Raw genomic sequence first — 12554 nt, 5'->3', positions numbered from 1 at the left:
CTTTAGCCAATCTTCTCCAGTATCTTTTCAATATCTCCGGTCCGTTCTATGATATAATCCGCTTCTGACTGATCGAAAGAAAATCTCTCGTCTCTGCGCGCCGCCACCTGCAGTCCTGCGCGCTTCGCCGCCTGGATGCCGTATGTAGAGTCCTCCACCACAATGCACGCTTCCGCCGGAAGCCCCAGCCTCGACAGCGTATAGAGGTAAACCTCCGGATTTGGCTTGCTCTCGCGGAAATTCTGGCCGCTCACCGTCAGAGAAAAATACTGGCTGATCCCAGTCTCCCTCATCATATTTCCGATGGACTCGTCCGATGAAGAAGAAGCGATGGCCAGTGTCAGGCCTTTCTCTCTTAAGCGCTTTAAAAGCTCCGGGACTTCCGGAAACATGACTTCCCGGTACGGCGCATGATGCGGGCCATACTCCGCCCGAAAAATCCGTTCCACTTCCTCCGCCTCCGCTTTTTCCTTCCACATCTGCGCCACCAGCCGCCAGGTTCTGGCCCTGCTGGCTCCCGCGATGGCTTTCATCAGGGATTCGTCCGCATGCCCGCCGTATCGTTCCAGAAACTCCCGGATATTTTTCAGGTAAAAAGGCTCGCTGTCGATCAGCACTCCGTCCATGTCAAAGATCACCGCTTGTTTTTTCATGATTCTCTCCACTTAAAAAATGATGTTGGTCAGGTACTGCACTGCCAACATCATTTTAAAATTCGTTCCTTTTTCTGTCAACTGCTTCTGTTTGTGATCGTCCAGCCTCCCAGAGACCAGGTATGTACTTTTTTCTCCGGCTGTTTTTCCGGACGTTTTTCCCTCCGGATGTCCTTATAACGATATACGCTGAGCACGATTCCTAAAAGGATATAAGATACTGCGAGCTGGCTTCCTCCTACGGAGAAGAAAGGAAGATTGCTCGCCACCGCCGGCAGCAGATTCAGGTTCACCATAATATGCATGACCGACTGCAAAAGAAATACCAGTCCGCTGGCGCATCCCAGGATCATCCCCAGCTGGTTTTTCTGATGCAGGGCGATCCGGAAAATCCGAATGATCAGATATACAATCAGCGCCGCAGCCAACGTCCCTGCCAATATGCCGAAGGTCGCGACCAGACTGACGAACACATACTCGCTGTTGCATCCCGGCAGACTCTCCCACAGACCGGAGGTCTTCGTAATGCCGCCTCCTGCCAGTCTGCTGCCCTTAAGGAACTGCCTTGCCATCTCTGAAACATAGCTTGAATCCGAAGATTTTCCCAGAAACGCCATGATCCTCGCAACCTGATATTCCGCAAAGCCTCCCGCCAGGATCCCATATCCCAGCCATGCCAGAAACAGTGCGGCCATACCGCCCCATAAAACTGCCAGTGTTTTTTTCCGATTCACCCGGTACCAGCTGTGCCATACGGCAACGGAAAACAAAAGGGCGAAGGCGGCAAGCAGGATCATCGTGGCAGACAGGGAAGGTATCCGCCAGGATATCCATGCAGGAACCAGCGCCCATAGGAGCGGCTTCCACATGTCCCGGTATCCGATACCCCTGCAGTCATACAGCACCGCCCCGTAAAGCGGGATATAAAGATACAAAAGCGGCGGCACCGATACGTGCATACTGCCGGCATCAATATAGACAGCGCCGGCATGCAGACTCCCGAACAGCAGGATTCCCGCAGTCACCATAATTAAATATACCGCCGCAATCCGGCGCGCCCGCCCTGCCAGGACAGTGTAATCCAATCGGTATACCGCCAGCATCAGAACAATTCCTAAAATCGTATAACGAATGTGTCCGTTCAGCCAGTACATGCCGGCACTTCCGGACGCGTTCCCGCTTCCGGCAGCCAGAGCCGCCTGAAGCACGATGCCGAAGATTCCCAGCGCCCCTGCCAGCGCCAGCGTGCCCCACGACATATGAGGCCTGTGTATCCGGTCCAGGGCAACGCCCGTCTCCACCGGATCCCCCATGTCGCGCACCGCTTTCTCCAGCGCCTCTTCCTCAAACATCCCTTCCGCCTCATAAGCCTCTGCCTGATCTCTGATATGTTCCCGAAGTTCTTCTTCCACCATATCCCTGGCTCCGGCACACCGGATCTGGTCCGTCACGGTATGCAGATATTCTTCCGGCTTCATCCGAACACCTCCAGCGCAAGGACGTCTGTCACCGCCTGAGAATATTCCTTCCACTCTGCTTTCTTTTTCTCCAGATAATCTTTCCCCTCCCGGGTGATCCGGTAATATTTCCGCACTTTTCCCGGGACTTCCTGTTCATAGGACGTCAGATAATGCTTCTCCTCCAGTCCGTGAAGCAGCGGATACAGCGTGCCCGCTTTCAGCTCAAATACATTCTGGGACCGCTTTCTTAACGTGTCAATCATTTCATATCCATACATATCCTTCTCCGAAAGCAGTCTCAGAATCAACATTCCCATGCTTCCGGACAGCCATGTTCTGTCTGCAGCCATACACATACCTCCTCATATATTGATAATCTATATATAGATTGACTATATATTATATCGATTATCTATATATGTCAAGGATTTTTTATGACCGGTGTAAAATCTTCCGTGTCACCGCAGAAAAATCCTCCCATCCTTCCGGACAGTCCTTCCATCACCGGCTTCAGCGCTCCATAGGCGTCCTGACGGATCGTAGCGGCAAATACGGTACATATCCCATGTTCTTTCAGGAAGTCATTCCCTTCCTCATCGCCAAGATCGCAGGGCGACTCTTCCAGATCCAGGGAGCCCGCTCCCGGCACCTCGATCTCCATGGCTCCGGCTTCTTCCCAGAACTCCACGCGAAGCCCCTCGTCCTCCCGGCACAGATCATAGATCTGTCGCAGACTCACCTTTTCCGGAAGCAGGTACCACCAGTCCGCCGGCACATCATATACCGGTTTTACAGGTTTTCCGGTATCTTTTTTTCTTTTCATCTCATTCTCCTTTGTCTTTTTTGTTTATTTCAACGTTACTATTCACAGCCGCCCCACCCGCATTCGCACCCGTCGCCTCTTCGAGGCTCCAGTCCCGCGCCTTACGGCGCTAAGGCTGCTCATGAGGGTGGGGTGACTGCTTCGCAGTCCTGATTCAGAATGGACAACAAGTGCTTACGTGCAAGCACGACGCACGTGCTGCCCATTCTGAATCGGCTGTGAATAGTAACATTATAACAGGAAATACAAAAGATTTCTCTTGACTTTTTCATGGAATCATGTTGCTATAAAAAAGTATAATATAGATATGACGCAGCATAAGGAGGACCTACTTACTATGTGTGGAATTACAGGATATATCGGGAAAAAGCAGGCGGCACCTATCCTGCTCTCCGGGCTTTCCAGGCTGGAATACAGAGGATACGATTCTGCCGGCATCGCCGTACGCAGAGAAGAAGATCAGAAAATCGAGATCATTAAATCCAAAGGACGGCTTCAGGCGCTGATCGAGAAAACCGACGGCGGACGCGCTGTCCACGGAACCTGCGGAATCGGCCACACGCGCTGGGCCACCCACGGAGAGCCGTCCGTGACCAACGCGCATCCCCACTGCAGTGACGATCATTCTGTGGTACTGGTTCACAACGGTATCATCGAAAACTATACAGAAATCAAGGAAAAACTTCAGAGATCCGGATATACTTTCTATTCCCAGACGGATACGGAAGCGGCGGTGAAACTGATAGACTATTACTACCGCAAATCGTCTTCCCCATTGGAAGCCATTTCCAAGGCAATGCTCCGTCTCCGCGGATCCTACGCGTTCGGCATCATGTTCGAGGATCAGCCGGATAAGCTCTTTGCCGCGCGCAAGGACAGCCCGCTTATTATCGGTGAAAGCAAAGACGGTCATCTGCTTGCTTCAGATGTTCCGGCCATTCTGGACATGACTCGCACCGTCTACTACATCGATAATATGGAGATCGCAGAACTCACGGCAGACGAGGCGCATTTCTATAATATTGACCGGGAAGAGATCCAGAAAGAGCCGTCCCAGATCCAGTGGGATTCAGAAGCTGCAGAAAAAGGCGGTTACGAGCATTTCATGATCAAAGAGATCCATGAGCAGCCCAAGGCAGTAAAGGATACTCTTGGTGCATACATTGCCGACGGGCAGATTGACCTGACCGCCGTAGGACTTACCGACGACGTGATCCGGACGCTGGACCGCATCTATATCGTGGCCTGCGGTTCTGCTTACCATGTGGGGATGGCAGCCAAATACATCCTGGAAGATCTGGCCGATATCCCGGTGGAGGTGGATCTGGCATCTGAATTCCGTTACCGTAACCCGCGGATGATGCCCAATTCCATCGTCGTCGTCATCTCTCAGTCCGGAGAGACCGCAGACAGCCTGGCCGCGCTTCGTCTGGCCAGGGAGAAACATGTTCCCGTACTGAGCATTGTGAACGTGGTAGGCTCCAGCATTGCCCGCGAGAGCGATTATATCATGTACACGTACGCAGGACCGGAGATCTCTGTAGCCACTACCAAAGCTTACAGCGCGCAGCTTATTGCCATCTACCTGCTGGCTGTGCAGAGCGCGAAAGCAAGGGGGAAAATTTCTGAGGAACGCAGTCTGGAACTGATCCGGGAGCTGCAGACACTGCCGGACAAGATCCAGCGGGTTCTGGATGACAAAGAACGTATCCAGTGGTTTGCGAGCAAGTACGCCAACGCCCACGATGTCTTCTTTGTAGGCCGCGGCATCGATTATGCCATCAGTATGGAAGGCAGTCTGAAGATGAAAGAGATCAGCTACATCCACTCTGAAGCCTATGCGGCCGGCGAATTGAAGCACGGCACCATCAGCCTGATCGAAAAAGGCATCCTGGTAGTCGGCGTCCTGACCCAGAATGCGCTTTTTGAAAAGACCATCAGCAATATGCTGGAGACCAAGAGCCGCGGCGCCTATCTGATGGGACTGACCTGTTATGGAAACTACAGCGTGGAAGATACCACTGATTTTACCGTATATGTACCAAAGACCGAGTCCTGGTTTACTACCAGTCTCGCCATCGTTCCTCTGCAGCTGCTGGGCTATTATGTCAGCGTTGCCAAAGGACTCGATGTGGATAAGCCGCGGAATCTGGCGAAATCCGTCACGGTTGAATAATCAGTCCAGGCAGAACTCTTCCCGGGACTGTACAAACACCCGGATATCGCAGTCTGCGCAGTGTCTGCCATTGACCGCAAGCTGATAAGTGATCAGTACTTCCAGTCCTTGCTCGTCTTCAGCGACGCGCACGCTGGTGGTACTGGTTTCTACCTGAAAGCTCCCGTAGGGCACCTGATAGATGCTCTGCCGGGAGCTTCCTTCCTCGAATATCATATGGGCCGCTACCGGTCCTCTTTTGCGGATCTCCAGTCCCCTGTCTTTTATTTTTATGATATTGCGGACCGGTTCCGCCATTCCTTCCATCATCTCGTCAAACAGGATATAATGGTTCCCGTTTTTCTTATAGTACTCTCCTATGTGCACCAGTTCAATGGCATCCTGATCCTCGGAATCTTCTCCGATAGCCTGAAGTCCCGCAATTGTAACCATTACTTCTTTTGTCATCTTTTGCACCTCTCTTCTGTACAGTGTAATTATTTTATCCGTTTTCCGCGAACTGTTCAAGCCCTTTTACCCATTGAAAACGCACCTTTACCGGCAGCCGTTCCGGGTTTGGCCGTTCTGTAATCAGCGTCCACCATGCCACCGCCTGATGTTCCGTCCTGCAGCCGCTCACCCGGATCGCCCATCCCGTCGTTCCGATTCCCAAAAGCAAAAAGCACAATAACGCCAACAAAATTCTGCGCATCCGTCTGTCTCCTTTCCATACCACCGGCGCAGGGCCGTATGCCCTGCTCCTGTTTTGGTCTCAGTATGGCCAGGATACTTCTCCTTTATACCGATGGTCCTCCGTAATCACCGGAATCGTGCAGCTTTCTTTGTTATACCAGGCATTTAAGATCCTGTGCAGAGGCATCCCGCTCTCCGGCTGTTCTTCTTCCCATGCTTCATCGGCTGCCGCTGCTTTTGTCACATACACGGAGGTTCCGCGGGAGTAAGCTCCGTCTGTCTGCAGTTCCTCCAGCAGCTTCGGAAAGGCTTCCAGATACAGTATCTCTTCTGAAAAATAAAAATTCTTCAGATGATTAAAATCCATATTTTTTTGATATTTTTCATCATAGACTTCCTTTGCCTCACGCAAGGATCCGGCTTCCGTTTCAAATGGCTCTACCGGATTATCCTCTGCCGCGCCAAATCCGAAGGTAAGACGATAGGTCCCCTCCTGTCCCGGATCCACACAGACAGATGTCACCAGACTTCTATCCTCCAGCTCCTGACCGCCGCATCCGGTCAGGAAGAGTACCGGAAGCAGGATCGCCGCCAGCATCCTCCGGCCATATTTTCCAACCCGGCGCAGTCCACCGGACAGCAGAATCAGGATCTGGAGCGGCGTGGATATCATATAGATAAATTCCTGGCCCCAGTCCATGAACGACGGATTCAAAGCAAATGCATAAGAAGCCGCCAGCAGGGCAAACATCAGATATTTTTTCCTGGTATCCGGCTCTCCGTCCTGAAGAGGCGCCAGAAGCGTACTGCATAAAAGAAACAGCCCTATGACCCATGCAAATACGAAAAGAGCGTCCAGACGCCCCACTACTTTTCCGGGGAAATGGGCCAGAGTCATAGCGGACGCCATGGGAAATACCAGTCCTGTATGTCCCGCGTCCCCATAGATGCCGTAAGAAAAAATGCTGAATGCCAGGATTACGGACGCTCCGGCAAGCCAGACCTTCCCCACGGTTTTCCCGTATTTTCCCTCAGGCGCCGTATGTCCTCTCAAGTGCCACAGGCTCTGTACTGCTCCCAACCAGCAGAAAAGCTGATATCCCGCTTCTATCTGGCGCACATCCGCGGACAGCCGCAGTTCAAAGCAGTGTTTCAGATCTACTTCTCCCCACATCATGGCAGTCAGGAAAAGCAGCAGAACGATGAAGAAAGGAAACAGAATCTCGCTGACCCGGTTGCGGCATTCCGCGCCTTTATACAGATTATAGAAACAGAAAATATAGAACCATCCCAGGATCAGCCACAGTCCGGTGCCGTCCAGCAGGAACTCCCGGATCAGCAGTCCGGTCATCCTCGCCGCCATCGTCCCCAGTACCCAGTAATGTACATAACAGAGCGCCTTGATCCAGACAGATTCCGGTCTCGGCACATACACGGTCCCGAAAAGCCAGGCGCCCAGAAACAGCAGCGCCCACAGGATCTGTGTCAGGTTTTCCCGGTTCATGGCCAGCGGCGCCAGCAAGGCTCCCAGGCTGATCAGTCCTGCTGTATAATTCCGGTATAATTGCCTGCATGAGATTTTCTGATTTCCTGAAAACATTCCCGATCACCCCTTCTTTCGGAGTTTTACCCTGGCATTCCTTCGGGCAAAGACGGGCCTTCTGGTAATCATCCGGAATGGGAAGCGCAGCAGGGCGTCTTTCTCATCCGCATATCCATTCAGATCAGAAGCCACATACGGCATCAGATACGGAATCCCGAAACTGTTCAGGTGGGACAGATGAGTCAGAACCCACAGATAGGACAAAAGCACTCCGTAGAGTCCAAGCCAGGCTCCCATAAACATGCATCCGTATTTCAGCAGCCGAAACGCCGAAGCAAATTCTTCGTTGGGTATGGCAAAAGAGCAGAGGGCGGTAAAAGCCACCACAATCACCACAATGGGACTGACCAGGTTGGCTGTCACCGCGGACTGACCAATGATGAGTCCTCCCACAATACCTATCGTATTTCCTATGGGCCCCGGCAGCCGGATACCTGCTTCCCGGATCAGCTCAAAGGATATTTCCATGAGCAGGACCTCACCCAGAGACGGAAACGGCACCCCTTCTCTGGCTGCCGCCATGGACAGGATCAGGTTGGTGGGAAGAAGGCTGGTATGCCACGAAGTCACGGCCACATAGATAGCCGGGAAACTCATGGCGAGGATCGCTGCAAAAAAGCGCAGGATTCTTGCAAAAGACGCGGTTTCAAACCGGTTGTACCAGTCGTCGCTGGTCTGAAAGAAGCTGTTGTAATCCGCCGGAAATACCAGCACAGTAGGAGAATGATCCACCACCAGTACGACACGCCCTTCCAGAACGGCCGCCGCCGCCCGGTCCGGACGTTCCGTAGACTGAAACTGCGGAAAAGGAGACAGCCAGTGCTTTTCCACCAGCTGCTCCAGCATACCGCTGTCCAGGATCCCGTCGATCTCATAAGCGTCGAGTCTCTCCCGGATCGTGTCCAGCAGACGGGGATAGATCAGATCTTCCATATAGACCAGCGCCGTCATGGTATGAGAACGGGTTCCTATGGTCTGCTCCTGTACTTTCATGCGAGGATCCCGGAGTCTCTTGCGTATTAACGCCACGTTCAGTTTCTCACTCTCCGTAAACCCTTCCCGGGAACCCCGCATGACCTTCTCGCTCTCCGCCTTGGACACTCCTATGCCCGGATACCCCTTGCTGGATATTTTATAGACGGTGTCATCCCCTTCCAGGAACAGGATCCCGTTTCCCGCCAGCAGCGCCGCTTCCGCCTGCTCATATCCGTCAAGAGGCTGCACATCCGACAGACCGATCACATGCTCCTCCAGCATCAGATTGCTGACGGTCACTTCCACATAGACCAGATAACCCTCCTGACGTCCTTCTCCCAGGAATACCTGACGTTTCAGGATATCGTCGCATTTTTCAAAACGCTTTTTCACCCATTCCTGGTTCACGGTCAGGTCTTTTGACACTCCGCCCATATACTGCACGCTCCTTTTTTGTTTTCCGCATCCGGGGGCCCGGCGGTCGGATGCCGGGGCATGAAAAAAGGATGGCATTCAGCCATCCTTTCTGTATTATGTCCCTATCGCTTCACATTATACGGAGTTGTGAGATAAACCTGTTTCGCCAGCTTCCTGGACCTGAGTTCCCGGTATGCCTGCCTCGCTTTCCCTCTGGTGTCATAGATGCCGAATACGGTCGGTCCGCTTCCGCTCATCATTGCGCCCAGCGCGCCATACTCCACCATGAATCTCTTGATCTCATCGATCACAGGGTAGGCCGGAACCGTCACCGTCTCCAGTACGTTCCCCATCCGGGAAGCCAGCAGACCCAGGTCTTTTTTCTCCATGGCCCGGATCATGGCGTCCACATCCGGATGCTGCTCAGGCCTCAGATCATTAGCGTGGAGATTCTCATACACAAATTTTGTGGAAACGCTGATCCCCGGTTTGGCGATCAGGATATAGCACTTCGGCATGGGCGGGAGCACGCTCAGTTTTTCTCCGATCCCTTCCGCCAGCGCCGTCCCTCTGAGCACGCAGTAAGGCACATCTGCTCCCAGCTTTACTCCCCGGTCCATCAGTTCCTGCCTGGAAAGTCCCAGTTTGTACATCTGGTTCATTCCCCAGAGTACCGCGGCCGCGTCGGAGCTTCCTCCTGCCATCCCCGCAGCCACAGGGATCCTTTTCCGAAGCCGTATGCCGATGCCGTCCCGAAGGCCGAATTCATCTTTTAAAAGCTGCGCCGCCTTATATACCAGATTGTTTTCATTTGTAGGCAGATAATACAGATTTGTCTCCACCTGGATTCCCGGCTGTTTTATCTTACGGATCTCCAGTTCATCGCTAAGTCCGATGGTCTGCATGATCATCCTGACTTCATGATATCCGTCTTCTCTTCTGCGCAGCACATCCAGTCCCAGATTGATCTTTGCCAGCGCTTTCAGTTCTATCCTGTCCATTCGTTTCCCTTTCCGCTCCCCGTCCGGCGCCGCTTTTTTCGCGGCTGCCTGCTTTTCCTTTTTACGATTATAGCAGGAAGCGTGAAAATGCGCAACGCAAGTTATCTCTTCCGTGATGCAGCTTCTTCCAGATCGTCAAAATCCCCCAGATCCTGGATCTTCACATGAGACGCATCCACACCGCTTCCCGGATGCTCCAGCTGCTGACGAAATGTGGAGGGATAAATCCCTTCCAGCTGTCCCCGGGCGCTTTCGGCCCGGAGCAGGCAGATCTCTTCCAGCGTATCCAACGCTGTCAGAAAATCCTCATAGGTACAAAATGCTGTAGGGTCCTGCCGCACATAAGGCGCGATCATCTCCCCCGTCTCCTGAATCTTTTCTTCCAGATATCCGCTCTCTATATACCCTTTAAGGAACTGATCAAAATACTCATGATACTTCTGAAAATATTCATCGTTCTTCATCAGATTGTGATACAGAGGGCGTTCCTGCATAACCTCTCCCGGTGCGGGCGTATTGATGGGGTAATTGATCAGCACGTCAGGATCCCGGATCGGGTCCGTCATACCCAGCGCATACGTTCCAAACGCAAGATTATAATCCCATGGAAGGATACTTAAGACTCCGTCTTCCTCATAGAGAAAATAATTATGTCCGGTCCGCCCAAGATAACTGTCCCAGTTCATCACGAACACCTGGACTGCAAAATACCGCAGGACTTCATCCACGTTCACAGCCGTCTCCAGGTCTTCTCCCCGGTCAAGCGTACGGAGAGCCTCGATCAGACGCTCCTGGTCCTCTTCGCTCACATGAAATTTCGCGTTGCGGAAAATGTTGTCATAACTTTCAGGATTCTCATCTACATACCGGAGCGCCACGTCCGCATTCTCGTCTGACAGCCGACGGTAGTCCGGCTTATACAGTTTTCCGTAGCCGCTTCCAAAATTTCTCCTGGCAAACGCCTCTTCCGGCTCCTCCACTGCCAGAAAAAGTCCCCAGTCCTCACCGTTCACCGTAACCCAGACGTAACTGCAGAGCGGGGCAGGAACTCCCATAAAATCCATCATGTCATATACAAGATAACTTTTCATATAACTGTTATCCTGAAAAGAAGAATCCAGGGACAATTTATCCAGGCCATAATAATTTCTTCCGTCCTCATAGTGATCAAACTCCAGCTTCAGGCTGTAACGGTGAAGCCCGTATTCTTCCGTCAGCCGCAGGGAATTATTTCCCTTTGCCCTAAGGCCCGCCCGGGAGATTTTTTCTCCATCCACCACCACGTCGCAGGGAATATAGGTTTCCCCGCCGGCCTGTTCCAAAAATCCATCCCAGTCTTCCACCTGCAGATCTATGGTATGTACCCGGCTGTCATCGAAAAGGCGGCTGACATATCCCGGTTCATTTCCGGTCTCTCCATGCACATTCCCGCCAAAGAAAACTCCGGCAAACAGCAGGGCCGCGGCCGAAGCCGCAGCCAGGCAGATCCTGCCTTTGTGTCCCTGTCTCATATCTGGGACCGCCTTTCCCTCTCTGCATCTTTTTCAGAGAGAATCAGTCATCGTAATCAGAACCGCCGTCGTCGTAGTTGGATCCGCCATCGTCATAATTGGAGTCCCCGTCGGACGCCTCCAGATCATAATCGGATCCGCCGTCATCATAGTTAGTATCCCCGTAGCTGCTGTCTCCGGACGGAGCAGGCACTGGCGATGGCGCAGGCGCCGGTTCCACATAGTCGGTCACCCCGTCCGCGTTCGGGCCATAGTCCGTGTCGTCATAGTCCGTCACTCCGTCCGCGTTCGGACCATAGTCCGTGTCATCATAGTCCGTCACTCCGTCCGCATTCGGGCCATAATCCGTGTCATCATAGTCCGTCACTCCGTCCGCGTTCGGACCATAATCCGTGTCGTCATAGTCCGTCACTCCGTCTGCATTCGGGCCGTAATCCGTGTCATCATAGTTCGTCGCATCGGTGGAGGCCGCCGGCTCCGCATAATCGGTCACCCCGTCCGCATTCGGACCATAATCTGTATCGTCATAGTCCGTCACTCCGTCTGCATTCGGGCCATAATCCGTATCGTCATAGTCCGTCACTCCGTCCGCGTTCGGGCCGTAATCCGTGTCGTCGTAACCGGTCGCGCCGTCCGCGTTCGGACCGTAATCTGTCGCCGTATAGTCGGTTGCCCCTTCGATATCAATATCGCTGGTCAGCTGCATTGTTGATACATATCCTTGTACATCTGCCACAATCTCATTCAGAAATTCCTGATCCGGGATCGCGGAACCCTTTTCCACTTCAATCACTATCTGCCGGTTTTCGCCTTCAATCTCTTCTGTGAAATATCCGGCCTCATTGATATCTTCCACCAGATCCCGGACTACTTCCCGACACTCGCGCCCGATAAACTGTTCCGCGTTCTGTACCAGAGAGATTCCATCACTGTTGACGCCTTCCACCGCGGTGACGATCCCCTGATCATCATAATGTACGGCCACTTCCGGATTTACCTTTACATACAGGACGCCTGTTTCCGGCACGACTGACGCTGCCGCGTCCTGCATCGTAACTTCCCCAGCGGTTTCCTGAACCGTTTCTCCGGCAGCTTCCTGCACAGTCCCTCCGCATCCGGTCAGCGTTCCTGCTCCGAGCATCATTGCCATGGTCATTACTGCAAATAATCTGTTCTTTCTCTTCATCATTTTTTCAGTCTCCTTTTCTTTTTATTATTTCACGTTCTTGTTTCAGGAAGGTCGAAATTTCTTGCTTCTGTTTA

General features: G+C 52.7%; 12 protein-coding genes. 1 reads left to right on the top strand and 11 read right to left on the bottom strand.

The genetic code is table 11. The features are described 5' to 3' along the window. Positions 1-2 precede the first annotated feature (2 nt). From B5F29_RS03880 to B5F29_RS03865, 4 genes are all read right to left on the bottom strand, one after another. Complete coding sequence (locus tag B5F29_RS03880; protein WP_087153354.1) at positions 3-653, bottom strand: HAD family hydrolase; 651 nt, start codon at positions 651-653, stop codon at positions 3-5. Between the two features lie 77 nt (positions 654-730). Next, entirely contained in the window at positions 731-2131 is a 1401-nt protein-coding gene (locus tag B5F29_RS03875; protein ID WP_087153353.1) for an FtsW/RodA/SpoVE family cell cycle protein, read from the bottom strand. After that, entirely contained in the window at positions 2128-2463 is a 336-nt protein-coding gene (locus B5F29_RS03870; RefSeq protein WP_087153352.1) for a PadR family transcriptional regulator, read from the bottom strand. The genes B5F29_RS03875 and B5F29_RS03870 overlap by 4 nt, the downstream gene beginning before the upstream one ends. A 71-nt stretch (positions 2464-2534) precedes the next feature. Then, positions 2535-2936, bottom strand: a complete 402-nt coding sequence (locus tag B5F29_RS03865) for a hypothetical protein (protein ID WP_087153351.1) — start codon at positions 2934-2936, stop codon at positions 2535-2537. Between the two features lie 337 nt (positions 2937-3273). On the opposite strand from B5F29_RS03865, the gene glmS reads away from it, so the two are divergent. Next, positions 3274-5112, top strand: a complete 1839-nt coding sequence (gene glmS, locus B5F29_RS03860; protein WP_087153350.1) for a glutamine--fructose-6-phosphate transaminase (isomerizing) — start codon at positions 3274-3276, stop codon at positions 5110-5112. Here glmS and B5F29_RS03855 read toward each other — a convergent pair whose 3' ends face one another. From B5F29_RS03855 to B5F29_RS03825, 7 genes are all read right to left on the bottom strand, one after another. After that, the gene (locus tag B5F29_RS03855; protein ID WP_087153349.1) at positions 5113-5559 is read right to left on the bottom strand and encodes a DUF1934 domain-containing protein; all 447 of its coding nucleotides are present in this window, start codon (positions 5557-5559) and stop codon (positions 5113-5115) included. Positions 5560-5593: 34 nt separating this feature from the next. Continuing rightward, positions 5594-5803 carry a hypothetical protein gene (locus B5F29_RS03850; protein ID WP_087153348.1) on the bottom strand — a complete coding sequence of 70 codons (210 nt, stop codon included), beginning with the start codon at positions 5801-5803 and terminating at the stop codon, positions 5594-5596. 60 nt (positions 5804-5863) lie between these two features. Then, entirely contained in the window at positions 5864-7384 is a 1521-nt protein-coding gene (locus tag B5F29_RS03845) for a GerAB/ArcD/ProY family transporter (RefSeq protein WP_087153347.1), read from the bottom strand. 6 nt (positions 7385-7390) lie between these two features. Further along, positions 7391-8797, bottom strand: a complete 1407-nt coding sequence (locus B5F29_RS03840) for a spore germination protein (RefSeq protein ID WP_087153479.1) — start codon at positions 8795-8797, stop codon at positions 7391-7393. A gap of 104 nt (positions 8798-8901) precedes the next feature. After that, positions 8902-9780: a 4-(cytidine 5'-diphospho)-2-C-methyl-D-erythritol kinase gene (ispE, locus tag B5F29_RS03835; protein ID WP_087153346.1), complete on the bottom strand. Its 879-nt coding sequence runs from the start codon at positions 9778-9780 to the stop codon at positions 8902-8904. Positions 9781-9881: 101 nt separating this feature from the next. Further along, a complete protein-coding gene (locus B5F29_RS03830; protein ID WP_087153345.1) occupies positions 9882-11291 on the bottom strand; it encodes a CotH kinase family protein in 1410 nt (469 codons plus the stop codon). A gap of 43 nt (positions 11292-11334) precedes the next feature. Further along, positions 11335-12480: an anti-sigma-I factor RsgI family protein gene (locus B5F29_RS03825; protein ID WP_087153344.1), complete on the bottom strand. Its 1146-nt coding sequence runs from the start codon at positions 12478-12480 to the stop codon at positions 11335-11337. Between the last annotated feature and the right edge of the window lie 74 nt (positions 12481-12554).

Origin of the sequence: Lachnoclostridium sp. An196, assembly GCF_002160135.1 — a bacterium.
Lineage (GTDB): Bacteria > Bacillota > Clostridia > Lachnospirales > Lachnospiraceae > Hominiventricola > Hominiventricola avistercoris.
Note: the sequence above shows the minus strand (reverse complement) of the source record. Positions and strands in the feature narration are given on the sequence as shown.